27 protein-coding genes and 1 pseudogene are annotated in these 25,529 nt (G+C 41.7%); 24 read left to right on the forward strand and 4 right to left on the reverse strand.

Annotated elements, in window-relative coordinates:
* Positions 1-272: 272 nt before the first annotated feature.
* The 4 genes from RH40_RS06735 to RH40_RS06750 all read left to right on the forward strand — a co-directional run bounded on the left by RH40_RS06735 (position 273) and on the right by RH40_RS06750 (position 2,744).
* Positions 273-776: a hypothetical protein gene (locus RH40_RS06735; RefSeq protein WP_009600675.1), complete on the forward strand. Its 504-nt coding sequence runs from the start codon at positions 273-275 to the stop codon at positions 774-776.
* Between the two features lie 216 nt (positions 777-992).
* Entirely contained in the window at positions 993-1,364 is a 372-nt protein-coding gene (locus RH40_RS06740) for a hypothetical protein (protein ID WP_009600676.1), read from the forward strand.
* On the forward strand, positions 1,361-1,762 hold the full coding sequence (locus RH40_RS06745) for a hypothetical protein (protein ID WP_009600677.1): 402 nt from the start codon (positions 1,361-1,363) through the stop codon (positions 1,760-1,762). The genes RH40_RS06740 and RH40_RS06745 overlap by 4 nt, the downstream gene beginning before the upstream one ends.
* Before the next feature lie 211 nt (positions 1,763-1,973).
* A complete protein-coding gene (locus RH40_RS06750; protein ID WP_009600678.1) occupies positions 1,974-2,744 on the forward strand; it encodes a class I SAM-dependent methyltransferase in 771 nt (256 codons plus the stop codon).
* Between the two features lie 220 nt (positions 2,745-2,964).
* Here the strand turns inward: RH40_RS06750 and RH40_RS06755 are convergent, their stop codons facing one another.
* Entirely contained in the window at positions 2,965-3,924 is a 960-nt protein-coding gene (locus tag RH40_RS06755) for a transposase (RefSeq protein WP_009600679.1), read from the reverse strand.
* A gap of 325 nt (positions 3,925-4,249) precedes the next feature.
* Between RH40_RS06755 and RH40_RS06760 the strand changes: the two genes are divergently transcribed.
* The 4 genes from RH40_RS06760 to RH40_RS06775 all read left to right on the forward strand — a co-directional run bounded on the left by RH40_RS06760 (position 4,250) and on the right by RH40_RS06775 (position 8,634).
* Positions 4,250-5,794 carry an EAL domain-containing protein gene (locus RH40_RS06760; RefSeq protein WP_009600680.1) on the forward strand — a complete coding sequence of 515 codons (1,545 nt, stop codon included), beginning with the start codon at positions 4,250-4,252 and terminating at the stop codon, positions 5,792-5,794.
* A 99-nt stretch (positions 5,795-5,893) separates the two neighbouring features.
* Positions 5,894-6,376, forward strand: coding sequence for a GNAT family N-acetyltransferase (locus RH40_RS06765; RefSeq protein ID WP_009600681.1), 483 nt, complete (start codon positions 5,894-5,896; stop codon positions 6,374-6,376).
* A gap of 21 nt (positions 6,377-6,397) precedes the next feature.
* The gene (locus tag RH40_RS06770; RefSeq protein WP_009600682.1) at positions 6,398-7,204 is read left to right on the forward strand and encodes a helix-turn-helix transcriptional regulator; all 807 of its coding nucleotides are present in this window, start codon (positions 6,398-6,400) and stop codon (positions 7,202-7,204) included.
* Between the two features lie 602 nt (positions 7,205-7,806).
* Positions 7,807-8,634: an endonuclease/exonuclease/phosphatase family protein gene (locus RH40_RS06775; RefSeq protein ID WP_139056865.1), complete on the forward strand. Its 828-nt coding sequence runs from the start codon at positions 7,807-7,809 to the stop codon at positions 8,632-8,634.
* Between the two features lie 16 nt (positions 8,635-8,650).
* Here RH40_RS06775 and RH40_RS20795 read toward each other — a convergent pair whose 3' ends face one another.
* A complete protein-coding gene (locus RH40_RS20795) occupies positions 8,651-8,806 on the reverse strand; it encodes a hypothetical protein (protein ID WP_009600684.1) in 156 nt (51 codons plus the stop codon).
* 562 nt (positions 8,807-9,368) lie between these two features.
* Between RH40_RS20795 and ruvC the strand changes: the two genes are divergently transcribed.
* The 4 genes from ruvC to ruvB all read left to right on the forward strand — a co-directional run bounded on the left by ruvC (position 9,369) and on the right by ruvB (position 13,313).
* The gene (gene ruvC, locus RH40_RS06780) at positions 9,369-9,890 is read left to right on the forward strand and encodes a crossover junction endodeoxyribonuclease RuvC (RefSeq protein ID WP_009600687.1); all 522 of its coding nucleotides are present in this window, start codon (positions 9,369-9,371) and stop codon (positions 9,888-9,890) included.
* Between the two features lie 259 nt (positions 9,891-10,149).
* Complete coding sequence (locus tag RH40_RS06785) at positions 10,150-11,601, forward strand: methyl-accepting chemotaxis protein (RefSeq protein WP_009600688.1); 1,452 nt, start codon at positions 10,150-10,152, stop codon at positions 11,599-11,601.
* A gap of 79 nt (positions 11,602-11,680) precedes the next feature.
* Positions 11,681-12,298 carry a Holliday junction branch migration protein RuvA gene (ruvA, locus tag RH40_RS06790; RefSeq protein ID WP_009600689.1) on the forward strand — a complete coding sequence of 206 codons (618 nt, stop codon included), beginning with the start codon at positions 11,681-11,683 and terminating at the stop codon, positions 12,296-12,298.
* A gap of 10 nt (positions 12,299-12,308) precedes the next feature.
* A complete protein-coding gene (ruvB, locus tag RH40_RS06795) occupies positions 12,309-13,313 on the forward strand; it encodes a Holliday junction branch migration DNA helicase RuvB (protein WP_009600690.1) in 1,005 nt (334 codons plus the stop codon).
* Positions 13,314-13,384: 71 nt separating this feature from the next.
* On the opposite strand, the gene RH40_RS06800 is transcribed toward ruvB, so the two are convergent.
* Positions 13,385-14,539: a multidrug effflux MFS transporter gene (locus tag RH40_RS06800; RefSeq protein ID WP_009600691.1), complete on the reverse strand. Its 1,155-nt coding sequence runs from the start codon at positions 14,537-14,539 to the stop codon at positions 13,385-13,387.
* Positions 14,540-15,323: 784 nt separating this feature from the next.
* Here RH40_RS06800 and cydA point away from each other — a divergent pair.
* The 12 genes from cydA to nadA all read left to right on the forward strand — a co-directional run bounded on the left by cydA (position 15,324) and on the right by nadA (position 25,193).
* The gene (gene cydA, locus RH40_RS06805; RefSeq protein ID WP_009600692.1) at positions 15,324-16,910 is read left to right on the forward strand and encodes a cytochrome ubiquinol oxidase subunit I; all 1,587 of its coding nucleotides are present in this window, start codon (positions 15,324-15,326) and stop codon (positions 16,908-16,910) included.
* A 14-nt stretch (positions 16,911-16,924) separates the two neighbouring features.
* The gene (gene cydB / locus RH40_RS06810) at positions 16,925-18,061 is read left to right on the forward strand and encodes a cytochrome d ubiquinol oxidase subunit II (protein WP_009600693.1); all 1,137 of its coding nucleotides are present in this window, start codon (positions 16,925-16,927) and stop codon (positions 18,059-18,061) included.
* Between the two features lie 12 nt (positions 18,062-18,073).
* Positions 18,074-18,181 carry a cytochrome bd-I oxidase subunit CydX gene (gene cydX / locus RH40_RS20305; protein WP_000270285.1) on the forward strand — a complete coding sequence of 36 codons (108 nt, stop codon included), beginning with the start codon at positions 18,074-18,076 and terminating at the stop codon, positions 18,179-18,181.
* Positions 18,174-18,476 (forward strand): cyd operon protein YbgE, encoded by a 303-nt coding sequence (ybgE, locus tag RH40_RS06820; protein ID WP_009600694.1) that lies wholly within the window; start codon positions 18,174-18,176, stop codon positions 18,474-18,476. The genes cydX and ybgE overlap by 8 nt, the downstream gene beginning before the upstream one ends.
* Positions 18,477-18,635: 159 nt before the next feature.
* Positions 18,636-19,055 (forward strand): tol-pal system-associated acyl-CoA thioesterase, encoded by a 420-nt coding sequence (ybgC, locus tag RH40_RS06825; protein WP_009600695.1) that lies wholly within the window; start codon positions 18,636-18,638, stop codon positions 19,053-19,055.
* Between the two features lie 7 nt (positions 19,056-19,062).
* Positions 19,063-19,743 carry a protein TolQ gene (gene tolQ, locus RH40_RS06830; RefSeq protein WP_039954386.1) on the forward strand — a complete coding sequence of 227 codons (681 nt, stop codon included), beginning with the start codon at positions 19,063-19,065 and terminating at the stop codon, positions 19,741-19,743.
* A gap of 5 nt (positions 19,744-19,748) precedes the next feature.
* Entirely contained in the window at positions 19,749-20,192 is a 444-nt protein-coding gene (locus RH40_RS06835; RefSeq protein ID WP_009600697.1) for an ExbD/TolR family protein, read from the forward strand.
* 12 nt (positions 20,193-20,204) lie between these two features.
* Positions 20,205-21,260, forward strand: a complete 1,056-nt coding sequence (gene tolA / locus RH40_RS06840; protein ID WP_009600698.1) for a cell envelope integrity protein TolA — start codon at positions 20,205-20,207, stop codon at positions 21,258-21,260.
* Between the two features lie 5 nt (positions 21,261-21,265).
* Positions 21,266-22,630 (forward strand): Tol-Pal system beta propeller repeat protein TolB, encoded by a 1,365-nt coding sequence (gene tolB / locus RH40_RS06845; RefSeq protein ID WP_009600699.1) that lies wholly within the window; start codon positions 21,266-21,268, stop codon positions 22,628-22,630.
* Positions 22,631-22,660: 30 nt separating this feature from the next.
* Positions 22,661-23,191: a peptidoglycan-associated lipoprotein Pal gene (pal, locus tag RH40_RS06850; protein WP_009600700.1), complete on the forward strand. Its 531-nt coding sequence runs from the start codon at positions 22,661-22,663 to the stop codon at positions 23,189-23,191.
* A 14-nt stretch (positions 23,192-23,205) separates the two neighbouring features.
* The gene (gene ybgF, locus RH40_RS06855) at positions 23,206-23,967 is read left to right on the forward strand and encodes a tol-pal system protein YbgF (protein ID WP_009600701.1); all 762 of its coding nucleotides are present in this window, start codon (positions 23,206-23,208) and stop codon (positions 23,965-23,967) included.
* Between the two features lie 164 nt (positions 23,968-24,131).
* Positions 24,132-25,193 (forward strand): quinolinate synthase NadA, encoded by a 1,062-nt coding sequence (gene nadA, locus RH40_RS06860; RefSeq protein WP_009600702.1) that lies wholly within the window; start codon positions 24,132-24,134, stop codon positions 25,191-25,193.
* Between the two features lie 65 nt (positions 25,194-25,258).
* Here nadA and RH40_RS06865 read toward each other — a convergent pair.
* Positions 25,259-25,529, reverse strand: a pseudogene (locus RH40_RS06865) (disulfide bond formation protein B); the annotation flags it as partial.

Consider the following 25,529-nt stretch of genomic DNA (forward strand, 5'->3'; position numbering starts at 1 on the left):
TTTGGGGGGAGGCCGTTAGTGCGGACGAATTCAAAAGCTTCATTGAATACTATGGGATTAATTTGTCGTAAATAAAGTAAATAAAGTAAATAAAGTAAATAAAGGACAGGCACCAAATCTATCTGGGGTATAAAAACACTCGTTGCTTTGTTAATTTCAGGATAAAAGGTACTGATGTTGTGGTGACTAAAGCCGATGGCTCTTTTGTAACTATCTTAAAAGATAGAATTAATAACACATCAGTTAAAAATGCTCTTAAGGGAAATTATTAAATGGACAAATTAATTCGTGAAGGCAGTTGCCTTTTAAGAGAAATTCTTGGTTTTAGGCTTTTATCTGTTTTTGCTCTTATACATACATTTGATGGAGAGAGGGATTTCTCCTCTCCTCAAGAGCTGCTTTTTACTTTTGAAGGCGGCTCTCAGGTTAGAATCAAGTGTGATCAGGATGGTGAGTCAATCTACTTTGACAATCAAACTCCCGTTGAAGCCAATATGGCCGAATACGGACAAAATATGCTGTTTAATTGTTCGAATGATAATAATTTTGAATATGGTATTGGAAGAACAGTTGATCAAATCGAGCTAATTGTAAGTGATAAAATAATATTCGGCTTACTAATGAATTTCGAGGGGGCCCGCTCTTCTACAATCATCAACTTGGGTGATGAGCTTTATGTCTACGACGAACTTCCGAAAAACATACTTGAAGAAGATAAATGGCAAAGAATACTAGTAGACCAAAACTATTCAGGACACACATCTCAAAATAAGTAATCTAAAAGCAGGTATTGAATTTACCACAGGGGAGACACTGTTCAGCGGGCATGAGTTCGTGATACAGAGCGTGCTTTAGTCGGCGCGAGCATTATTCTCGGTCCAGTTGGTAAAGCAGGCATTAAAGCTGGTAAACTTGCGACCGCAGTAGTCAAAAGCTCTGATGAGGCGGCCGATTTATTCGGGGCAAGTTCTCAGCTTAGTAAAGCGGATAATTTGGTTTCGGGTGCAAATGGCGGCTCAAGAGCCCTTCAAGTGTTGCCTGAATTTACAAATGGAAGGAAAGCATTTGAACACTATGCGAAGCATTCGAAAGGTGTTGTTCTAGGTAAAAAAGGAAACGTGAAAGCTAAGCCTGGTGGGGCAGATGTGCCTGAATTTGCTTCCTATGATGCATATGTGGGTGCAGCCAGCTCATTTTGGTCACCGTCTGCACGTAAAGGTATACTGGAGGGTACTCGCGCCGATGGTTCTATTCTTCGCTTTGAACCTTCCACTGGGTACTTTGGTGTTATGAGAAACGGCAAGATAAGTACCTTTTTTAGACCTGATGGTGACGGACTCAAGTACTTTAAGGATCAGTTATGACAGAAAAGACGTTGATTCAGCTTTGTAAAATGATATTAGCTAAGCTTGGGTTTGAAAGCGAAACCTTTGTTTCTCTGGTAGAAAAGTGGCGCTTCTTTATCGATGAATGTGAATGCGGGTATCAATGGGATTACTCCGAATACCTAAGCGAAATTCGTGCTCGGCACCTTATTCAGCAGCTTCTGAATAATGAAGAGGTCGCAAAGGCTGAAGAGTTTCAAGAACTAATTGTGGACCTGGGTAATTTAGACCAGAAGTTTCGTGAGTTGCTGCAACCTGAAGTATTATTGGAAGAAGGAGAAGGTTGGTGGGATAAAGGAGTCTTGAAAAAAGCTGGAGAGGACTACTGCCAATATATGTATGATGCACACGGGATAAATGTCGTTAAAATAGATTAAATTACTAAATAAAGTAAATAAAGGACAGGCACCAAATCTAACGCTAGGTTTGGTGCTTTTTTATTTGGTTTTTCTTTTTTAGGACACACACTTTTCGAGGAGAGCTCATTCATTCAGAGGCGTCAGAATAATTCTGCGATGTCTCTAATTTTATTGAGTTTTTTGACCGTTTTACCTTATCATGCGGCCTTGTTTTCAAAGAGGTCTGCGCATGAATTATGAAAAAGAGTATTACAGTAACGGCAACGTACAGTACGATGCAGCGAAAGAATTACTTACCCTGATCCCTACAAACCCACGCTCGTTGCTGGATATCGGGTGTGGCTCGGGCAAAGTCTCTCACCTGATTTACCAAAAGGTTTCCCCAAAGCAAATGCTTTCCATTGATGTCTCTCAAGCAATGCTTGAAGAGGTGGAGCATCGCTATCCCTCAAGTCCTATTGAATTTAGACACAGTGATATTGCCCAATTTTCTTCGGATGAGGTCTATGATGTCATCATTTCAAATTCATCGTTCCAATGGTTTAAAGATTATGACGCCTCTTTAAATACAATAAAGCGTTGTTTAGCCCCTAATGGCAGGGTAATCATTCAAACACCTTACCGACAAATATGGTGCCCTGAAGTGACTCAATTGATGAAGGTATTTTTCAGCGCCAAGTATCCCTCATTGAATGATGAATTTAGACTGCCGTGCATGCATTTGGAATCTGACTTGGCGTATCAAAATATGTTTGAGGGCTATGGCTTTGCGGTGGAAAATCTCTATACCAAAGCTTTTACCTATCACTTTTCTGCGACTGAGTTTAAACAATTTTTTATGTCGGGAGCTTATAAAGTTTACACCCATAAAGACAGTTACACCTCAGAACTTCCTACTTCATTTGAGCATGATCTTTTGCAGTATCTGGAGCAAGAAATAAAAGAAGGGCAAGTTTACAATGTTACCATTCATCGACTATTGACTAGCCTGAAGAAATAAAAATAAATAAAGGACAGGCACCAAATCTGCACCCCTTAACTTATGTTTGTTAGATTTCTCTTTTGTAGCTCGCACGATAACAAAAAGGAGTGATGAGTTTTGTATTCTAAAGGCTTATTCTCTGCTAAAAGGAAGACTGGATTACGGAACCCGTTCCAGTTCGAAGATTTAAACGCAATTTAAGTTGTTGGTTTAGATAAATAGAAACTTTGAATTGTCACTATTCAAATGCGTATAAATGGAGCTTTTTCTTGCGGAGCGCAGCTTTGGCGATAATGGCTTGCGCTTGGCCGCCTACAGCGGTGGTGTGGGACTTTTCTAATTGAGTACAAACCTTGAGCCAATTATTTATGTTTCCTCCGAGCCTCTCTAATACTGGGGGTAAGTTCTCATCCATAGACGCTTTATTTGGCCGTATCTGGCGCGCTGTCCAATCGACTAATTCAATGTAATCTATTAATCGAAAAGGAATACCGTCGAGTTTTGCGTCGCTCTTATTACCAACAAACGGGTGGAGGTAAGGAGCGGTGACAAGCTGTTTATCTAGGGCAGCAATCCGAGCTTGGATGGAAGTAAAATCGGATTTCTCAGGAATGTCTGCAATACCTGCACGAATGGGGTTGAGGTCTACGTAGGCCATGGCGGCAGCGAGGGCTTTTTCATCGAGCAGGGCTTGGCTCTTAAATCGACTTTCCCAGAAATGACCAGTGCAATTATCCTCTTTATTCGCTTTGCACGCTATATGGTAATTCAACTCCCTCATATACCAGCTCAAACTCCATAATCGCTCACGCCAAATCTTAATGATTTCGATGCATTTTTCATGTTCACTTTGGCTGGTCAGTTGACCATGTAGCCAGCGTTGAATGATGAGTGGCAACTTATGCGCTATTCCCCAACGCTCAACCACTTCGTGGTCTGATAGAGCCATCGCTTTGGTTTGATTGATATTAACGACCAAATGGTAGTGATTACTCATAATGGCGTAAGCACAAATATCGATACAGTAGAGGTTGGAAAGGGAATTCATTTTATTAACGATCCACTCTCTGCGATGCTCATAACTGACTTGGTTTTGCTTATCTTCACCGCACAAGAAGCATCGTCTGACACAACGAGAAACGCAGTGATAGTAAGATGTTGCCTCGATTGAAATAAGCTGTTTGCGTGCCGTTGTCATAGACATACCTCCCCAATGGATTATGAGAGGTTAGCAATAACCTAAATGAACGGTTGTAATCAGCTTATCGAAAAAGAACGAATCATACTTTTTTAGTTCTTTTGGTGAGTTCTTTTGGTGTGTGTCCTGAATCGAATGGTGTGTGTCCTGAATCAAATGTCCTAAATCAAATGATCGCCTATACTTTTTAAGTTATTCCGGTGAGTGTCCTGAATCAAATAGGTACAATTTTTGAGATTGGGGGAAAAACTCACATAGGATAATGGATATTATGTGAAAGCTGTACAGACTCTTTATTGTCGTTAATTTTATAAAGTAGGTACGTATGACAGCTCGAATTAGAAAAATTTCTCTTTATTTTAAAGCATCTTTAGTTGCAATATTCATCACCACCTTAAGCTATTTTTCTATTCAAGGAGCTGTTGGTTTCTATTTATGGCAAGAGCAAGATAAGGACGTGCGTCGAATAATGACGACAGTATCTGAAGTACATAATGAGGTAATTGATGTACTTGAAAAGCTCAATCAACTTGAATTAAAGACGTGTAGTGATGCGCATAATTTGATGATGCGAAAGCTCTTATTTACGTCAAATTTTATCAAAGATATCGGTTATCTCGAGGGAAATACATTATTTTGTACAACGGGCAAAGGGCGACTGACACCTCCCTTTACCGGAGGGAGAACACCTAGCCTGGTGACGAATGAAGGGCTTAAGTTCTGGCGACACATCAAGCTCATTATTTTAGATAACTCATATGTCTCATTGGTCATTCGAAAGGGCAATTACAACCTTGTCCTACATGAAGATGCTATGCATCAACTGATTGAAGACGGTTATGACTGGGAGCTTGTTTACCAAAAACATCAAGAAGTCATTCACTTCGCTGGGGAAGAAGAACTTTACTCGATACCAGAACCAACATTGTGGGACTTTTTATCAAGTGGAGATAGTCATATAGTTAAGCGTTGTGATGACCAAAATGCATTTTGTTTGGGTGTAAAGCTTAATCCAGAGAGAATGGAAGATGAATCCGCAGTTTTGGGTTTGTTTACGGTCGCAACCAGTCTGCTTGTAGGTCTTTTTACCTATATCATCTGCTTAAAAGCACTGCGCTACCTTTACTCTAATCATCATCGGGTTTACAAAGCTATCTCCGATGATTCGTTTCATTGTGTCTATCAGCCAATAGTTGATCTAAAAACAGAGAAAATCATCGGTGTTGAAATGCTCGCACGGCTTAATGACCGAAGAGGTAAGATAACTCCCGATGAATTTATCCCCGTGATTGCGCAGTCTGACCACACATGGTCCTTCACTAAAAATATGCTCAAAAAGGCTGTTTCAGAGCTACGTCAAGTTGAGAATTTGCCTACAGACTTTAAGTTAAATGTGAATATCTTTCCTTCAGATATTAATAAAAAATCAATTCTTGACTTGATCACTAAAGGGAAAGTTTCTGAGTTTGATCGTGTATTGGTACTCGAGGTTACAGAAAGTGAAGAATTAGAGGATAGCTCGTCTCTTAATCAATTACGCGTTCTACGAGAAGAAGGGATTCAAATTGCGATTGATGATTTTGGTACAGGCTACTCAAACTTACACCAGCTTCGAAAGATGAATGCTCATATATTAAAAATTGATCGTAGTTTCATTCAGGAAATGGAAGATGCGTCGATTCGTTCTTCTTTGATTGAGCACATTGTTGCGATTGCAAAACAAGAAGGTCTTTTCTTGGTAGCAGAGGGAATAGAAAACTCAATTCAACATAACATTCTGAGAGATATGGGGGTGGAGTATGGTCAGGGCTGGGCTTTCTACAGAGAAATGACACTTGATGAGTTCAAAACAATGTGGGAGAGCTCGTAAACTTGCCAGTGAAAAGTTGTCGCATCAGATGGCTTTTATTTGGGTGATTAATTGCTTATATTGGATTATTTATTTCGATAAAGGAGTATTGAATTAATAATGCAATTTATCAATGAAAGGTTTGGAGGGGTTTGTGTTAAAAATTTATCTGATATTCCAAAACACTTACCTCTCTTTGCTCGCTGGGCGGAAAATGAATGGGGCTATGTTAGAAATAAAGGGGTTGATTTTCGAACTCGTTTATTCGAAAAGTATCTAGTTCGTAACAGCATTCCTAGTTTATACGGATTACTTATTCACGGTGACCCTGTTGGTATGTTTGCTATTGAACACTGTGATTCAAACAACGAATGTTTGTTTTTAAACTATTTATTTTTAAAATCAGAATATCGAAAATCTGGTATTGGCAAAGAGACAGTTGAACTTGCGAAGATGATCTGTCGTGAGCATAGTGCCAAGTGCATGCAGCTAACGACGTTAGACTCAAGTATAAATGAATACTACGAAAAGCTTGGTGGCCGTATTATTGGTGCTGAATCTTTCTACACTCACCCTGCAACACGCATAGAAATTAGACTTTAAGATTGAAGAGCCCTCATAAGAATGAAAACCCAATCTCCTTTTAAATCCTATGATAGAAACATGGTGGATATACAGTCTCTCCAGTCTTTAAAGTTAAATGATGATATTTACTCGTATTGTAAAGGCTTGTTTTCAACGACAGGCTCAGAGTTTTTTACTTTAATGATTGGTCAAGGGCAAGAAAGCATGATCTTGTCCAATATACCTTACTCTTCCAAAATGATGTATTACGAGAGGCGACTAAGAGCGATTGACCTTACGCTTGATATCAACCGAAAAACCGATGAGGTTGTTTCTTTTCCCTGCTCGAATTTCTATCGAGTTCAAGATAAACCAGTACCTAAATTTCTAAAAATAATGGAAAATGATCTTGGTATTCATAACCATTTTGCGCTCACTAAAGCATGTGATAATTACGGGATTAAATTAGTTCTGTCAGGTGTTAGAGGGAGAGAAGATTTTAAAAACCATTATAAAAAGCATAAATCTACTATAGAGAACTTCTCATTGCACTTTATTGAACGTTATAAAGCTGCCATTACCGATACTATTCCAAGTATGAGATTCTCCCGGATCTTTAAAGTTGATGGCTTTTTAGAGAGCTTAATTAAGCAAAAGAGCCCTAGCTTTTATGAGATCCCCAAAGATCACGAATTGCTCTGTCTTTTCTTTTTTAAAGAGGGTAAGGAAGCTAAAGAAATCTCTCAAATTACCGGCTATAGTGTTGCGACCGTCAATACATACCTAAGGTCAGTTAGAGAAAAAATGAATGTTGAAAAGACCTATCAAGCGGTAATAAAAGCAATACAGGATGGATTAATTAGTTAGTAAATAAATAAAATGTATGTATTTATTGATGGTTGTCATTGTTTTTTATTTTTCCTCCGGTTTCATTAACAATATTTTTATATCTTGTCAATCTAACTGGTTAGATATGATTTTTTATTATTAAAATCAATAATGGCAGTATAAGTTTTCTACAACGAACTTATAGTAAGTTAGGCGTTTTTGCGCTCAACTAAATTAGCTAAACTATCAAATGAACTGAATGGTTAAATTTGATATCTCCTCTAATTTTTTGCCCCAACCCTATCATTGGGGCCTTTTTATTTACCTATCCCCAAGTCACCTCAAAATTCTAGTCTCAGTAAGAATGGCTTGCCTTGTCGGCAAGATAATGTTCTCAATCTTGGACCACATATTCACTTGATATTACCCCCAACTATTTTTTTGAATTTTATGCTTGAACATCACTGCCCTTTTGAGCGTATCTAACTTAGGACGCTGTACTTTGAGGCTCTTTGGGGATAGCTCTCTGATTTTAATTCATCGCCTACGTGCTATGATGTTCGTGTTTTATTAGATTGCTCTCAAATGCCTCACAACGATTTGGGGCTTGTATTTTGTACCGTAATTGTGTGGTGGTTTTTGTGTCAATATGTCTGATGAGCTGTTCTGATCCTTTCCAGCATACTCAGCTGCTGAATATTGCGAGTTGGAACATCCGTTATGCCCCCGAGTTAGTGACAAATGATGCTCCTAAAGAGTCTTTCCCATGGAGCTCCCGCGTACTTGGTATGGGAAAAATGCTAGCAGAGCTCGATCTGACGATACTCGCGACACAGGAAGGGAACAAACAACAGCTCAGTGATCTTGACGAAACGCTACCAAATTTAGAGATGATTGATACTCACCGGGTTTGGAGCACTACTTTCTTCCCATCCTTTTTCGTTAACACTGAGTTGGTATCTGTAGTTGCCTCTGGAGATCTTTGGTTATCAAACCAGCCAGAAGTTGTGGATAGTAAATTACCGTCCAGTGCTTGGCCGCGAATGCTGACTTGGGCTTTGGTGGAAATTGAGGGGCATAACGGGCGCTGGTTATTGATCAATGTCCATCTGGATGGAACAGATATTGAGCAAGTTGAGATACTGCATCGACTGGTCTTTGGTCTAGTAAAAACACACACGCCAACCTACACGATTTTGTGTGGTGATTTTAACGCTTCTTTGGCATCAGAGACAACCGACCCAGCTTATCGTTCTCTATTTAGCTACTTCCAAAAATATAAGCAGCAAGTTACCTATAACGGTCATGGAAAAGCTCAGTCTGGTAAAGATTGGGATATCGATTGGATACTAACTAGCAGCAATCTGCCCCTTTCATATCAACTCAGACGCTCCGAGCACTCAGCTCTGCAAGACCTTTATCTTTCTGACCATGATCTCGTCAGATTGGAGTTAGCAGCTAGCCGTTAGTTGAGAGTTCTCGATATCAAACTTGAGTTAAGTCATGATCTAGAACTTCTTGATAAAGTAATAGATCGATATCATCTAGCTCAGTGGGCTCAGTAATCAACCAGTCATACTGATCATTGTGCTCATTCAGCAGAGCAGAGATTTCTGTGTAAGCTCTCTCGTTTACTTGCATAACGGATTCCTTAAGTTTTATCTAAGTCTAGGTATAAGTCGCCACTTATTGACGGCGTATCTCTTACCACTTTTGAGAATAGGGCAGTTAGATGACAAAAGAGTGACATTATCAGGCGTAGCATAGATATACTTAGTTGCAAATTGAGTTTGGAATTTTTGATGGCTTATTTTTCGAATTAGAACACTTGTTTTGGATGTATCACCACGGTTATCCACAGATTCTGTGGATAAAGACCCAACAGTATGAAAAAAATAAAGAAAATGCTTTTTTTGATTAAAAAATGGGCGTTTTTTTGATGTGAAAAAATAAGGTTATACACCCCTTGACAACGAGTATTTATAAGGGCTTGAGCGATGTATAAAGAGCTAACGAATAGTTGATTTTTTTGACGACAGAACGATACCTCAACATTGGCAAATCAAACAAAAAACTTTTTTTAAATTTTATTCAACCTAGCGGGATAGCAAAAAAATTGGCCTGATCACTTGATTATTAACTCGCTATCGCCTTAATGCTCTATTAAACTAACAAATTGAATTTGCCAATTAATTAGTAGGTTATGTCAATTATATTGGGCATAGATCCCGGCTCTCGTATCACGGGCTATGGTGTCATTCGTCAGAATGGGCGTCATTTGCAGTATTTAGGTAGTGGTTGTATTCGAACTTCCGAGCAAGATTTGCCTGGTCGGTTGAAACAAATTTATGCGGGAGTTTCGGAAATCATCACTCAATTTCAGCCTGAGGTCTTTGCTATCGAACAGGTGTTTATGGCGCGCAATGCTGACTCTGCTCTCAAGCTAGGGCAAGCTCGAGGTAGTGCCATTGTTGCTGCGGTAAATAATGATTTAGAAGTCTTTGAATATGCAGCGCGTCTTATCAAGCAAGCTGTTGTTGGAACCGGTGCTGCGGATAAAGCTCAAGTACAACACATGGTTCAACAAATGCTTAAATTGCCAGCGAAGCCACAGGCTGATGCGGCCGATGCTCTTGGTGTCGCGATTTGCCATGCTAATACTAATAAGACCTTGGTTGCGTTAGCAGGGAAAGCAACCAGTGCAAGACGTGGGCGTTATCGTTAAACGCAAAATGAGACCTATAGAACAGTTAAGTGCATCTTGTTTGATATAAGTGCAAGACAACACTTATAATCGCCGCCTTGTCTCATTCCCAGGTAACCTTGAGCTGCTCTATTTAGTGAGATTATTTTGTTGATAAAGTGTTGATATGAGGGGCTAGCGTTCTAAAGCTAAAACCGCTAATAATATCTGAAAGCAAGAAAGTTCTCTAAAATCTGCATCTTGGAGTTGTTTGGGTATATCAATCAAGGAAGATTGAAATATGAAACCCGTTTATCTCTGGCGGAGATTGTGTATACCTTTCGACAATCACTGGAATAAAGAACAGCAGCGTCAAGCCGATACTCTTTGTTTGTTTACTTTTCTGGCTTTTTTAGTTGGCTGTTACAGTCTAATGAAGTGGGCTAATCACGACCATCAATTTCTGATTTTGACCTCTCTTTTACTTATATTCATTGAAATAGTTGCTGCACTTTGCCTCAAATTCACTCAAAACTCATCCATGGCATTAAATCTAGGATTTGTTGGAATGGCGGTACATGCACTGAATATTATTTACCAGAGTGGTGGTGTGGTTGACTCGACTCAGGCTTACTGGGTGCCGTTGCTGGTCGTGGCATTTTTTCTGTCTGGAACTCGCTCTATTGCCCTCAGTTGGAGTATTCTAGTGATCCTCTGTTCTGCCCTTATGACCCATTTGCATCTATCAGGACATCGCTTTCCACAGCTCACTTTGTCAGACTCCGCGCTGTCGATAGAAATTTGGTCAGGGATCTTGCTTCCATTGATCGTGATTTGTATTGCACAGATGTTTACAGCAAAACAGAGGGATACAGCGTTAAATCTAGCAGAGCAGGCTATCGGTAATAGTGAAGCTATTGCTAACAAAGCGACGTTGGGTGAGCAAAGTTTGTCAGAAGTACTCGAACAAGCCAATCAAAACTCCGTTGAGTTAAAGACGGTCTCTGAGGTTTTAGAATCGCATTCTCAGACATTAGATACTCAGGTTTCCAATTTAAATCTGAATTGTGAATCACAGGCCAGTGCCGCAGAGCAGATGAGTCAGCAGGTTCACCAATTGGCCGAAGGTGTCGAAGGCTCGAGTCAATTTGTTGAAGAGCTGCGTGAGCGTAGCAACGCAATGCATCACCAAGCACAAATAAGCTCCACTCTACTCGAAGATTCAACCGCTGCGATCAGTCAAATTATCGGTAGTCATCAAGAAATAATGAAAGTAGCCGATTTGATCAGCACTGTGGCAGAACAAACCAATCTTCTAGCGCTCAATGCAGCGATTGAAGCCGCAAGAGCAGGGGAGCAGGGAAGAGGGTTTGCTGTGGTCGCGGATCAGGTTCGAGAGCTTTCTGCCAAGAGTAGTCAGTCTGCAGTTGAAATACGTCATCTACTCAACAGAAGTGAACAAGAGGTCAAGCATGGTCAAAGTGTTGTCACTTCAAGCGCGAGTAAGATGAGGGCAATGATCGGTGATGTGGCTGCCATTTCGCAAGACGTCAATGGACTTGCCGAGGTAATGTCGGCTCAAATGAGCGCATTAAAAGAGTTAAATCAGGCAAGTAGTGATGTCGCACATAGTGTGATACAAACCAAAATGATCTCAGAAAATGTTGCACAGAAGGGTGTGGAATTGAATTTTCAAGTGGATGCGATGAAGACCTTAACCTATCAACTTGACCAAGTCGTGTCTAAAATATGATTGAATGGTATAAAGAACTGGATGTCTATCCAGTTCTTTATTATCCTTATCGCAAATTCATCGTTTAAGAGTGATCATTGTGATCGGACGTTTACGCGGTATTCTCGTTGAAAAACAACCACCAGAACTTCTTATCGAAGTTAACGGCCTTGGTTATGAAGTTCAAATGCCAATGAGCTGTTTCTATGAGTTGCCTAATATTGGTGAAGAAGCAATTATCTATACACATTTTGTTGTTAGAGAGGACGCTCAGCTCCTTTACGGGTTTAATACCGTTAAAGAGCGGGCCTTATTCCGTGAAGTTATCAAAGCCAATGGTGTTGGCCCAAAGCTTGGACTGGGTATTTTATCTGGAATGACGGCGAGTCAATTTGTTGCAAGTGTTGAGAGGGAAGATATTTCAACGCTAGTGAAATTACCGGGCGTAGGTAAGAAGACAGCTGAACGTCTTGTCGTGGAAATGAAAGATCGGCTTAAAGGTTGGAGCGCAGGTGACTTGTTCACACCATACACTGATGCTGCAGTTGCTGATAAGTTGCCTGAAAGCTCAGTATCAAATGCGGAAGAAGAAGCCGTTAGTGCACTGCTAGCATTAGGTTATAAACCTACCCAAGCCTCTAAAGTTGTTTCCCAAGTTATGGTAGAGGGGATGAGTAGTGAAAAGCTTATTCGTGAAGCGTTAAAGTCGATGGTATAAAGGTAAGTATATGATAGAAGCCGATCGTTTAATTGCCCCTGACAATACGGTTTATAAAGATGAGGATGTCATCGATCGGGCAATCCGACCGAAAAAACTTGCTGATTACCAAGGGCAAGATCATGTTCGTGACCAAATGGAAATCTTCATCAAGGCTGCTCAAATGCGCAGTGAGGCACTTGACCACCTGCTAATTTTCGGTCCTCCAGGTCTTGGAAAGACCACATTGGCTAATATTGTAGCGAATGAAATGGAAGTGAATATCCGTACCACTTCGGGGCCGGTTTTGGAAAAAGCGGGCGATCTCGCTGCTTTGCTCACTAATCTGGAGGAAAACGATGTACTTTTTATTGATGAAATTCATCGTCTAAGTCCGATGGTTGAAGAGGTACTCTATCCAGCGATGGAAGACTATCAACTTGATATTATGATTGGAGAGGGCCCTGCCGCACGCTCGATTAAAATCGATCTCCCTCCTTTTACTCTGATTGGAGCCACAACCAGAGCGGGTTCTTTAACTTCACCACTTCGTGACCGTTTTGGGATCACCCAAAGGCTCGAATATTACAAAATTTCCGACTTGCAAACCATAGTACAACGAAGTGCCGATTGTTTAGGGCTCTCAATGGAGGCCGAAGGCGCTCTCGAAGTTGCCCGTCGTGCTAGAGGAACGCCGCGTATTGCAAATCGACTTCTGCGCAGGGTAAGGGACTACGCTGAAGTGAAAGGTAATGGTCATATTTGTGCAGATATTGCAGATAAAGCATTAAACATGTTGGATGTCGATGCTCAGGGTTTTGATTATATGGACCGAAAACTGCTTCTCGCAATTATGGAGAAATTTTCGGGTGGGCCTGTAGGGCTTGACAATATGGCCGCAGCCATTGGTGAAGAGAAAGACACCATCGAAGATGTATTAGAGCCATACCTTATTCAGCAAGGTTATTTGCAGCGAACGCCAAGAGGTCGTATTGCGACAGATCGTGCTTACTTACATTTTGGCATTGAAAAATAAAAAAGCCTCAAGCTTATGTACTTTGGGATTACCTGAGTATAAAGCTTGAGGTTTTGACGTTTGAAACGAGGTTAAAATAATCCTTTATTGCGTAGGGCTTTGTGTAAACCAAGCAAAAGGAGTGAACATACTGCACATCCAAGTACTATCATTGGTAGATCACCAAACTCAGCAGCTTTGTGAAGCCCAATACCTATAACAAGATAGTAAAATAGTCCAAGTAGTGCACCCGCACTGCCCAAATGATCGCGATAATCATTGAGCGCGCCGCTCAATAAATTGGGTAAAGCTAATCCAAAAGATAGTGCCACGAATACTACCGGTACAAAAAACCATACACAGTCTTGTAATAGATAAATACCCGCGCCAGCTACTAGCATCAGACATGAGGCAAAAAAGACGATTTTGTCATGACTGATGTGAGCCTTTAATAGCTTCATGTTTACGATAGAGCCAACAATAGATCCTAAAGCTAGTATAAATCCTGTATTACCAAAAAAGTTTACACTGGCGCCCAACCGATCAAAGTAAAAAGGCGCAATACTGTAGTAGGAAAAAAGCGCAATATTGAAAACACCGACCATCAGGCTCACATACCAAATATGAGAATCCTTGACCATGCTGCTGGCGACGGATAGTAAACTGTCTCTTTTTTTGTTCTCAGGCTTTGTTTCAGGAAGTTTTAAATAGCACCAAAGCAGCATCAAAGCCGTCATTATAACCATGGCGATAAATACCCATTTATATCCACCAAATGAAGTTAGCCAACTTCCAATCAGCATGCCAATAACCGGGCTGATCCCAATCGATGTTCCGATGATGGAGAAGACATGCCCAAGTTCTTTACCGTGGTAGCCGTCCCGAATAATGGTTTGTGTACAAACTGAACCGACTGCTGCGCCAAATGCACAACAACCAAATCCAGTCAGGAAACTACCAAAGTCCGTTGTCATCATGGAAAATATTGCGGATAAAATAAAGACAACCAAACCGAGTAGGGTAGAAGGTCTACGCCCGATAATGTCACAAGCTCTTCCCCAAAAAACGACGCCAAATGCAAATGCGATAAAGAAGATGGACATGGCTTGGGCGGCTTGATTCTCACTGATTTGAAAACTATTTTTGACCGAGGTCAAAGCCGGGCTGTACATGGTTTCAATGATTTGGGGAAACATGATTAAAGCAACAGCTAGCGGAATGGAAATTTTTTCTATGAATTTATTCATTACTCTTTTCTCAAAATACCTCCATCAGTAAGGGTGGGGAACACTCCCGACTTTATGGACAAAAATATGGGTTTGTGGAAAAAACCACAGCCAAATTGTATTAGAGACACGTTTGGGGTAGATAATTAGAAATAGACATAAAATATCAATATAAGGACATCGTATTAAATCTTGTTGGTACAGATCTTTCGCGAAGTTATACCTAATTGGCGTCAGAAAATAGGGTTTAGAGTGTCGCTACGTTCATTGAATGAATGTTTCGGCTTACTGGCTAGGGTTTGTAACTCAGTTTCCTTTTTTATTGGAACAAGCGAGAGGTAGGAATTGAAAAATTAGTTTTCATTCCCGAGACTGGTCCGAAGAGTGAGCCATTAAGTGACAAAGTTCACAATAATGACAATTAAGTTGCTTCAAACAAGTAGTAAAAATGATTCACATGTTAACTGTTTGTTTTCTTGAATGTCTTTCGAATTGCTCAAAATAACCCCACTGTAACAAATCGCTTGTTCATTGTTGATCTGGATCAATTTGCCGTCGTTTTGTACAAAAAAAGGCGCGCAAAAATTGACTATGGTCAAAGCGAGTGATGGAGATAAACCTTTTGAACCGTGTTGTTTTTAGAAGTAATATTAGTAATAGCTACATTAGATAGCGCTTAACAATTAACTAACTATTACGGTACATTTTTGCAACAGTTTGGTTGTTTTGTTTACATCTTCTATTTCCATGCCAGACCAGCTGCATCAATGTAAAACGTGTCTTTACTGGGCACTTAGGAGCAAACATGATTGACGTGGTTGATCTGTCGCGGTTGCAATTTGCACTGACAGTTATGTATCACTTCCTTTTCGTACCTTTGACTATCGGGATGGCATTTTTGCTTGCCATCATGGAGTCAATGTACGTGATGACAGACAAACAAATATATAAAGACATGACCAAATTCTGGGGAAAGTTATTTGCAATTAACTTTGCCTTGGGTGTTGCGACTGGTTTAACGATGGAATTCCAGTTCGGAACGAACTGGGCCTATTATTCCCACTATGTCGGTGACATATTTGGTGCCCCCTTGGCAATAGAAGCCCTAGTGGCCTTCTTCCTTGAGTCAACCTTGGTTGGTCTGTTTTTCTTTGGCTGGGATCGACTATCGAAGCGTCAACACCTTGCGGTTACATGGTTGGTCGCTATCGGCTCAAACTTTTCGGCATTGTGGATTCTCGTTGCCAATGGTTGGATGCAAAACCCTGTCGGGGCAGAATTCAATTTTGAAACGATGCGAATGGAAATGGTCAGCTTCGCAGAGGTGGTATTTAACCCTGTTGCTCAGGTTAAATTTGTTCACACGGTTGCATCGGGTTATACCACAGGGGCGATGTTTATCCTCGGTATCAGCTCTTACTACATACTGAAAGGAAGAGACCTAGCTTTTGCACGCCGTTCGTTCGCTATTGCTGCTTCGTTTGGTATGGCTGCGATTCTATCTGTCATTGTGCTTGGGGATGAATCGGGCTATGAGCTCGGTGAAGTGCAAAAAGTAAAGCTGGCAGCTATTGAATCTGAATGGCATACAGAACCAGCACCTGCAGCATTCACCTTGTTTGGTATTCCAAATCAGGAAACGATGCACACAGATTACGCCATCAAAATTCCATATGTTATGGGAATTATTGCAACGCGTTCACTTGATGAGCAAGTTACGGGGCTCCGTGATCTTCGTGATGAGCATGTCGAGCGTATACGTGATGGTATTTATGCTTACGAACTACTCGAAAAACTGCGCGCCGGTGAAAAAACGGATCACAATAAAGCCGAGTTTGAAAAAGTAAAAGACGACCTTGGTTACGGATTACTGCTTAAACGTTACACTGACAAAGTGGTTGATGCGACAGAAGATCAAATACAAGCCGCTGCGGATGATTCAATTCCAACGGTTTGGCCGTTGTTCTTTTCTTTCCGAGTCATGGTCGGTTGTGGTTTTATCATGCTGTTTGTGTTTGGTGCAGCATTTGTTCAAACATGCCGCCAAAAAATTGAGCAAAAACGTTGGATCCTCAAAGCTGCGTTATTCAGTATTCCTCTACCATGGATAGCTATAGAGGCGGGCTGGTTTGTTGCTGAGTATGGACGTCAACCATGGGCTGTGGGTGAGATCCTCCCGACCCATGTTGCTGCTTCAACATTGACTGTTGGTGAGCTGTGGACATCACTCTTCCTTATTCTCGCGCTTTACTCGGTTTTCTTGGTGGTAGAAGTCTACTTGATGCTCAAGTACACACGCCAAGGGCCTAGCAGCTTAAAAACAGGCCGATACCATTTCGAGCAAAATGCGAATAGCGTTGAAGATAAAGTTGGCCGTTCGGTTGAAGTATAGGTAAGGGGTAAAAAATGTTTGATTACGAAATATTACGACTTATCTGGTGGGTATTAATTGGTATCCTTCTGATAGGGTTTGCGGTGACTGATGGGTTTGACCTTGGTGTCGGTGCATTGGCACTTGTGTTAGGTAAAAATGATACCGAGCGTCGTATCATGCTCAATACTATTGCGCCCCACTGGGATGGAAACCAAGTTTGGCTTATTACCGCAGGTGGTGCTCTCTTTGCTGCTTGGCCTATGGTGTATGCGACGTCATTCTCTGGGTTCTACGTGGCGATGTACATAACACTTGCCGCCCTTTGGCTAAGGCCATTGGCGCTTGATTACCGCTCAAAAATAGAAGATCCCAGATGGCGTCAAACATGGGATTATGCGTTGTGTATCAGCGGTACTGTCCCTGCGATTATTTTTGGTGTGGCCTTTGGTAATTTACTCCAAGGTGTTCCTTTTGAGTTCAATGATTTGCTGATGTCTCATTATCAAGGAAATATCTTTGGTCTATTGAATCCGTTTGCTCTGCTTTGTGGTGTATTAGCGCTGTCCTTATTTATTCTGCAGGGTTCGACATGGCTGCAAATGAAAACGACTGAGGAACTTTACAGACGTTCACGTAACGTCGGACAAATAATGGGTTTGGTTGTTGCAACATTATTTGTTATCGGTGGATTTTGGATTCAGTCGATTGATGGCTATGTAATCGTCGGTACTATGGATCATTTTGCTGATTCTAACCCGACTCACAAAGAAGTTGTGCAGCAAGCGGGTGCTTGGCTGAATAACTATAAGCAATATCCAGCAATGTGGATCGCACCTGCACTTGGCGTGCTGATGCCAGTACTGTCTTCTTTAGCCTCTAGACTAGGACGCAGCGGTTTTGCTTTCTTATGCTCAAGTCTGACGAATTTAGGCGTTGTATTGACTGTAGGTTTGTCGATGTTCCCGTTCATTATGCCCTCGAGCCTACGTCCAAACCATAGTTTGACTATGTGGGATGCAACGGCCAGTGAACTGACGCTAGGGTTAATGACATTGGTTGCTTTTGTCATGGTACCTATCATTCTTGGGTATACATCTTGGTCTTATTACAAAATGTTTGGACGTTTGGATAAGAAACACATTGAAGATAACAACGTTTCAGCGTACTAAAGGAGCAATATTATGTGGTATTTCGCGTGGATTTTAGGGGTATTACTGGCTTGTGCCTTTGGGATCATTAATGCTCTTTGGCTAGAGCATACTGAAATGATGGATAAAGATAGTGAATAAATGGACTGAGAATCTGGACAGGCTCCATAAGCCGTTTGATATTGCGTTTTTTCGCACCTTGTCATTACTCTTAGGCTTGTACCATGTCGGGTTATTGATGTGGGATCCGATCCAGTATGCGGACTCAATAGGCGGCTTCAACGTAATGATTGCGCCTCTATTTATATGGGCAGTTTGCGCGTCAGTGGTGTTTAGTATTGGTTTCAAACCTAAGCCACTATTCTGGAAACTGTTATTTAGTCCTATCGTTTCTCTCGGTCTGTTAAGTTATTTTAGTGTCATTCATCTTACCTAGATGTGTCTAGAGTGATGAATTTATGTTCAAAAAACGCCTCCAGCACGAAATGGAGGCGTTTTTTTTGTTTTAAGTTTCGATTTTCTTGCTCAGAGTTACACACTGACTAATGACTTGAGTTATAGTAGCTCAATCAGAGTTTAGTAATTAGAAAGTGTCGTGACTGAATACAAACAAACTTTTGAGTTTCCTGTGACTATATACTACGAGGATACTGATGCTAGTGGAGTGGTGTACCATTCCAATTATTTAAAGTTTTTTGAGCGAGCAAGAACTGAGCTACTTCGCAAAGTCAGCCTTTCTCATCAAGTTCTTTTGGAACAAAATCTCGCTTTTGTAGTCCGACATATCGATATTGATTTTCTGTCAGCCGCTCGCCTTGACGATCGCCTGACTGTAAAAACGCAACTCGCTAACTTAAAAAAGGCTTCGATGTCATTCTGTCAGGAGATCGTTAATCCTGATGGGAAGATATTGTGCAAGGCAATAACTAAGGTAGCATGTATCAATGCAGTAAAGATGAGGCCGGTAGCGACGCCTCACGAAATAGTAATGGGGTTAACAAACAGTGATTGGTGATACTTCAATGCTCGACTTGATTTTAAAGGCGAGTTTTCTGGTTCAATTAGTAATGATGATTTTGCTAGGCATGTCTGTGATCTCATGGGCCATGATCATCAAGCGTAGCAAGGTATTATCAAAAGCTGCTAAAGATGCAGACTCTTTTGAAGACAAGTTTTGGTCAGGTGCAGACTTGTCGATTTTGTACCAAAACGCGAAAAAGCGTAAAGATGACTTAATGGGTACGGAAGAGATTTTTTATTCTGGTTTTACTGAATTCGCTCGTCTAAGAAAATCTAATAGCGATTCCCCTGACTTTGTTATGGAAGGGACAGGCAGAGCCATGAGAGTTGCAGTTGCTCGCGAAGTCGATGATTTGGAGGCAAATCTTCCCTTTCTTGCCACTGTCGGCTCTATTAGTCCTTATATCGGATTGTTTGGTACGGTTTGGGGGATCATGCACGCATTTATGGAGCTTGGCCAAGTTAAACAAGCAACGCTGGCAACGGTTGCGCCTGGTATTGCTGAAGCCCTTATTGCGACAGCAATGGGCCTATTTGCTGCGATACCTGCTGTTATGGCCTACAACCGCTTGAGCAATAAGGTGGGTAAACTAGAGCACAACTACGCGACTTTCTCCGAAGAGTTCCATAGTATCTTACATCGTCAAGCGATGGCGAACCGAGACTCTGCGGGTAAGGAATAAGTAGTATGGCAGGATATCAACCTAAAAAGCGTAAGATGACAGCTGAGATCAACGTTGTTCCTTACATTGACGTTATGTTGGTGTTACTGATCATCTTCATGGTGACGTCTCCCTTTGTTACTCAAGGGGTTGAGGTTGAGTTACCCAAGACGACAACGGCTCAGTCAGCCTCAGAACTTGCAGGTGATAGTGACGCAAGTTTCATCATCGTTGAAGTTGATAAAGACGGCAATTTAGGTGTGAGTGTTGACAATGAAGATGTTGTCCGTGGCCTTTCGTTGAGAGACATCATTATTCGAGTCAAAGCCGAGCTATCACTTAAGCCCAATTCACCTGTAGCGGTCGGCGGAGATGCAGCGACCCCTTATGCTGATGTTGTTTTAGTTCTAGACGAATTAAGTCGAGCGGGAATTCCAAAAGTGGGATTGCTGACCGAGATTAAGAACTAGAGAAAGTCAGTTATGAGAGAGAAAAAATCACAGGTTCAGAGCTTTAAGAAGCCGATTATTATCTCGGCTTCCTTGCACGCTCTTTTGATTGTTGTTTTGCTCTGGGGCAGTGACTTCTCTATGTCTACGCCTCAACCAAGTGGTAACCTTGTTCAAGCAGTAGTTATTGACCCTGCGGTCGTGAGACAACAGGCTCAGCAAATTCGTTCCCAGCGACAAGAGGCAGCAAAGCGAGAACAAGAACGCTTAGATAAACTGCGTAGGGAAAGTGAAAGACTTGAAAAAAATCGCAAAGCAGAAGAAGAGCGAATTCGTCAGCTAAAGGAAAAACAGGCGAAAGAAGCCAAAGCTGCTCGAGATGCTGAAAAGGAACGGCTCGCAAAAGAAAAACAGCGCAAGGCTGAAGAACAGCGAGTCGCTAAGCTTGAAGCAGAGCGAAAAGCTAAAGAGCAAGCTATCAAAAAAGCAGAACAAGAGAGAAAAGCAAAGCAAGCGGCAGCCGAAAAAGCAGAACAAGCTCGCCTTGCTCGAGAAAAAGCGGCTAAAGAGGCAGAAGAAAAAGCTCTTCGTCAGAAAGAGGCTGCTAAAAAAGCAGAGCAAGAGCGTATAGCCAAAGAAAAGGCGGCCAAAGCGGCGGCAGAAAAAGCACGTAAAGAGAAGGAACGTCTTGAACGTTTAAAACGAGAGCGGAAAGAGCAAGAAGCGGCCCTTGATGACATTTTTTCGGGGTTAGAGAGTGAATCACAAGCGAACAGCTCAGCACAGTCTCGCTTTTTGGATGATGAAAGAAGTCGATATACAGCATTGTATAGAAATACAATTCAGCAATACTTATTGACCAACCAGTCCTTCAACGGCAAGGAATGCCGTGTAAACATTCGTCTTGTACCTACCGGTGGAACGAAGGCGATTGTTTCCTCAGCAAAAGTTTTGTCCGGAGACGCATCTTTGTGTCGCGCTGCTAAAGCAGCAATCGCACAAGCAAAAGAATTCGACTTTCCTCAAGATCCACAGTTACAAAGTGAATTTCGAGACTTTAATTTTACATTCACACCCAGGGATTTATAGCGAATATGAACATCAAGAGAAAGATAATTCAGCTATTTGGCTTACTTGTGTTGTTTCAGTCTTTTGCGGCAAGTGCCAAATTAGAGATTGTGATAACAGATGGTATCGACTCGGCGAGACCAATCGCCATTCTACCTTTCAAGTGGGAGGGGAGCGCAGGCCAGAAACCAGACAATTTATCTGAAGTTATCTCTTCCGATTTAATGCGTAGCGGAAAGTTTAAACCACTTGATGTCTCGCAGATGCCAGAAACACCTTACTCAGTCTCTGATATTAATTTTTCTGAATGGACCAAGCTGGGTGTCGATGCGCTTGTGACAGGTACGGTCGGCTTTGATGCAACGAAGCAAAGATATGTCATTAATTACCAGCTTGTCGATATCGTGAGAGGTCAGCTAACCAATGGTCAGGCGAAATCTCTTTCGTCGGATGGTGAATTAGTATTGTCTCAAGACTACGTTTTGCTGAATAAAAGAATGACAGCAACGTCGGCTCAAATGAGGGCAGTAGCTCATCGAATTTCAAATCGTATTTACGAACAGCTAACTGGGGAAAAAGGAGCGTTTGAAACCAGGATCGCCTACGTTGTGGTTAAAGACGGTGATTCCTATCCTTATCAACTCCGGGTATCAGACTATGATGGCTTTAATGAAAAGCTTGTGTTGAGTTCGCGTCAGCCTCTAATGTCACCTTCATGGTCTCCCGATGGGAAGCAGCTTGCCTATGTCAGCTTTCAAAATAATAAAGCCGAAATCTATATTATGGATATCTACACTGGTAAGAGAGAGAAGGTGACGTCATACCCTCGTCATAATGGTGCGCCAAAATTCTCTCCTGATGGTAAAAAATTGGCTCTAGTACTTTCCAAAACGGGCAATCTTCAAGTTTACACTCTGGATATCGCGACGAAAAGGTTGACTCAAATCACAAATAGCCGTTCCAATAATACCGAACCATTTTGGTATCCAGATGGAAAATCTCTGATCTTCACCTCAGATCGGGGTGGAAAACCACAAATTTATAACGTAGATTTGGCAACTAATGCCACTAAAAGGTTAACATGGGAAGGAAGCCAAAATTTAGGCGGACAGATCACACCGGACGGTCGTTTTATCGTCATGGTAAACCGCAGCCAGTCAGGTTTTAATTTGGCTAAGTTGGATTTAGAGACAAATTCTATGCAGATTTTGACTCATACCCAGCTTGACGAATCACCGAGTATTTCGCCTAACGGTGGTATGGTTATTTATAGCTCAATTTATAACCAAACAAATGTCCTTTCGATGGTGTCTATTGATGGACGGTTTAAAGCGAGACTACCTGCAACAAATGGCCGAGTTCGTGCACCAGCATGGTCCCCATTTTTGTAGACGGTATTAATAAAAAAGGAAACGATAAAAATGCAACTTAACAAGGTTCTTAAAGGGCTTCTTATTGCGCTACCTGTACTAGCAATGACAGCATGTAGCTCAAGCAACGATGCAGCTAAAAATTCGGGTGCATCTGAAACAAATCAAGCACAGACTGCTACTGATGGTACAGTTGCAAATGCTTTGGGCCAAGCTGGTCAACTATCTGAGCAGGAGCTGAAAGAGCAAGCACTTCGTGAAACTCAAACTATCTACTTTGCGTTCGACAACTCTACTATTGCGAGTGAATACGAAAAAGTGTTAGCTGCTCATGCTGCATACCTAAGTCAGAACCCTTCAGTGAAAGTAACAGTTGAAGGTCATGCTGATGAGCGTGGTACTCCAGAGTACAACATTGCACTTGGTGAGCGTCGTGCGAAAGCAGTTGCAAAATACCTTCAAGCGCTGGGTGTTCAGGCTGATCAAATCTCAATCGTTAGTTACGGCGAAGAAAAGCCACTTCTGCTAGGACAGACAGCAGAAGCGTACGCTAAAAACCGTCGTGCGGTTCTAGTATACTAATCGGGTAATATCCTATGCACAGTAACCTCAAGCGCTTTATCACGCTTACGTTACTGGTGGGTTCAGCGAGTCAGGTGCTCGCTGAACCAGCTCCAGTATCCAACCTAAGCGGCAGTGCTCTTTCATTATCTGCGGCTAATCGTAATGAAACTGATGTGCAACGTTTAGAGCGCCTCTTAGAAAATCGCAATCGAGTTCAGCTTAATATGCAACAGCAACTCGACGATATGTCTCTTGAAATTAATGAGTTGCGTGGTCAACTTGAAAAAAGTAACTACGAAACTCAACAAATGCTGCAACGGCAACGTGAACTCTTTATCGAAATTGATAAGTTACGTAGCCAAGTATCGCAAGCGAATGTTGAGCCGCAGCCTGAAAAGACAGAATCAAAAGGCGGCACCTTCAGTGCTGATGTCGATGAAAAAACAGCGTACCAAAATGCGGTAGATTTGATTCTGGAAAAGCGTGATTACACAGGTGCAATTGCCGCATTCCAAGCTTTCCAAAAGAACTATCCTGATTCTAACTTTACCCCAAACTCTCATTATTGGTTAGGTCAATTGTACTTTGCCAAGAAGCAAGACAAGGAAGCTGTAAAAAGCTTCGCTGCTGTTGTTGCTTACAAAGATTCAGTGAAGCGAGCGGATGCTTTAGTGAAACTTGGTGATATTGCTATGCGCAATAATAACGAGGAACAGGCAAAAAAATACTACCAACAGGTGGTGAGTGAGTACCCAAATAGTTCATCTGCCGAACTGGCCAAGAAAAACCTTTAGTGATTGAAAAAGTGAGCTTTTCAAGTTCACTTTGATCTTTCTGTTACCTTATTATTTCTTCAATCTGGCGATATGGTAATGAAACTTGCCCTTGATGCTGGAATCTATAATGTTGTTAAGGTTACAATACTCGGATTACTCTAAGTAGCGTAGCGCAAGAAGCAATGAGTCACATATTAGATAGAATAGATACCGTTTACCCCTTTCCTCCTAAGCCTGCTCCAACAACTGATGAAGAGAAAAGAGCTTATATAGAGAATATAAAAGTACTGCTCAAAGAAAAAGACGCAGTACTTATCGCTCACTACTATACTGACCCAGAAATTCAAGCACTGGCTGAGGAGACTGGGGGCTTTGTTGGCGATTCTCTCGAGATGGCCAAATTTGGTAATCGTCATCCTGCCAGTACATTGATCATCGGTGGTGTTCGTTTTATGGGGGAGTCTGCAAAGATCTTAACGCCTGAAAAACGCATTTTAATGCCAACTTTAGAGGCAGAATGCTCGTTAGATCTCGGTTGTCCAACCGATAAGTTCAGTGAATTTTGTGATGCTCACCCTGATCATACCGTGGTCGTCTATGCCAATACGTCTGCTGGAGTGAAAGCTCGCGCCGACTGGATAGTCACATCAAGTATTGCTCTTGAAATTGTCGAACATCTAGATGCTGAAGATAAGCCAATTATTTGGGGCCCAGATCGTCATCTAGGCTCTTATATCGCCAATCAAACAGGTGCGGATATGCTGCTTTGGCAAGGTGAATGTATTGTACATGACGAGTTTTCGGCAGATTCTTTACGTAAAATGAAAGGGCTTTATCCTGAGGCGGCAATATTGGTTCACCCAGAGTCACCAGCGAGCGTCGTTGCACTAGCTGATGCAGTTGGTTCAACCAGTCAGCTAATCAAAGCAGCCAAAGAATTGCCTCATCAGAAGCTTATTGTTGCAACAGATAAAGGTATCTTCTTTAAAATGCAGCAACTTGTGCCAGAGAAAGAATTGGTTGAAGCCCCAACAGCCGGTGCTGGCGCAACATGTCGAAGCTGTGCTCATTGTCCTTGGATGGCTATGAACAGCTTAGCTGCGATCGAAAATGCGTTGGTCAATGGTGGTGAAGAGCACGAAATCTTTGTTGATGAAGAATTACGTGTCAAATCTCTTATCCCGTTAAATCGTATGCTTGATTTTGCCGAGCAGTTAAATCTGCAAGTAAAAGGCAACGCCTAAGCTTTGATAATAAAGCCAGCAAAGTGATGCTGGCTTTTGCTTAATAGCCGATGAGCTTATTTTCTTTAGCTAAACAACCAGTAGCTAACTGGATCTGCTGGGCATTCATAAGGGCCGCACTCGGCGAAAGTAGAAACAAAGTTAAGTGCTACTGCTGTAATCGCAAGTAAGCATACCAAGCGTCCGAAACCACTCATGGTAAAGCTTTGCGAGTTCCACTCTTCGTTCCAAAGAATCAAAAGTAACGCAACTCCCAATACTGTTGCACCGAACAGAACAAAGGCCCAAGTATAATAGTGCATACCAAAAATTGGACTACCGTAGCCAGGTGTACCA

Source organism: Vibrio caribbeanicus ATCC BAA-2122, assembly GCF_000165125.1.
In the GTDB taxonomy this organism is placed as follows: Bacteria; Pseudomonadota; Gammaproteobacteria; order Enterobacterales; family Vibrionaceae; genus Vibrio; species Vibrio caribbeanicus.

Bases quoted from the DNA above. Each gene is read 5' to 3' on its own strand.
- RH40_RS06735 (WP_009600675.1), top strand. From the start codon at position 273: ATGGACAAATTAATTCGTGAAGGCAGTTGCCTTTTAAGAGAAATTCTT.
- RH40_RS06745 (WP_009600677.1), top strand. From the start codon at position 1,361: ATGACAGAAAAGACGTTGATTCAGCTTTGTAAAATGATATTAGCTAAG.
- RH40_RS06750 (WP_009600678.1), top strand. From the start codon at position 1,974: ATGAATTATGAAAAAGAGTATTACAGTAACGGCAACGTACAGTACGAT.
- RH40_RS06755 (WP_009600679.1), bottom strand. From the start codon at position 3,924: ATGACAACGGCACGCAAACAGCTTATTTCAATCGAGGCAACATCTTAC.
- RH40_RS06760 (WP_009600680.1), top strand. From the start codon at position 4,250: ATGACAGCTCGAATTAGAAAAATTTCTCTTTATTTTAAAGCATCTTTA.
- RH40_RS06765 (WP_009600681.1), top strand. From the start codon at position 5,894: ATGCAATTTATCAATGAAAGGTTTGGAGGGGTTTGTGTTAAAAATTTA.
- RH40_RS06770 (WP_009600682.1), top strand. From the start codon at position 6,398: ATGAAAACCCAATCTCCTTTTAAATCCTATGATAGAAACATGGTGGAT.
- RH40_RS20795 (WP_009600684.1), bottom strand. From the start codon at position 8,806: ATGCAAGTAAACGAGAGAGCTTACACAGAAATCTCTGCTCTGCTGAAT.
- ruvC (WP_009600687.1), top strand. From the start codon at position 9,369: ATGTCAATTATATTGGGCATAGATCCCGGCTCTCGTATCACGGGCTAT.
- RH40_RS06785 (WP_009600688.1), top strand. From the start codon at position 10,150: ATGAAACCCGTTTATCTCTGGCGGAGATTGTGTATACCTTTCGACAAT.
- ruvB (WP_009600690.1), top strand. From the start codon at position 12,309: ATGATAGAAGCCGATCGTTTAATTGCCCCTGACAATACGGTTTATAAA.
- RH40_RS06800 (WP_009600691.1), bottom strand. From the start codon at position 14,539: ATGAATAAATTCATAGAAAAAATTTCCATTCCGCTAGCTGTTGCTTTA.
- cydA (WP_009600692.1), top strand. From the start codon at position 15,324: ATGATTGACGTGGTTGATCTGTCGCGGTTGCAATTTGCACTGACAGTT.
- cydB (WP_009600693.1), top strand. From the start codon at position 16,925: ATGTTTGATTACGAAATATTACGACTTATCTGGTGGGTATTAATTGGT.
- cydX (WP_000270285.1), top strand. From the start codon at position 18,074: ATGTGGTATTTCGCGTGGATTTTAGGGGTATTACTGGCTTGTGCCTTT.
- tolQ (WP_039954386.1), top strand. From the start codon at position 19,063: ATGCTCGACTTGATTTTAAAGGCGAGTTTTCTGGTTCAATTAGTAATG.
- RH40_RS06835 (WP_009600697.1), top strand. From the start codon at position 19,749: ATGGCAGGATATCAACCTAAAAAGCGTAAGATGACAGCTGAGATCAAC.
- tolA (WP_009600698.1), top strand. From the start codon at position 20,205: ATGAGAGAGAAAAAATCACAGGTTCAGAGCTTTAAGAAGCCGATTATT.
- tolB (WP_009600699.1), top strand. From the start codon at position 21,266: ATGAACATCAAGAGAAAGATAATTCAGCTATTTGGCTTACTTGTGTTG.
- pal (WP_009600700.1), top strand. From the start codon at position 22,661: ATGCAACTTAACAAGGTTCTTAAAGGGCTTCTTATTGCGCTACCTGTA.
- ybgF (WP_009600701.1), top strand. From the start codon at position 23,206: ATGCACAGTAACCTCAAGCGCTTTATCACGCTTACGTTACTGGTGGGT.
- nadA (WP_009600702.1), top strand. From the start codon at position 24,132: ATGAGTCACATATTAGATAGAATAGATACCGTTTACCCCTTTCCTCCT.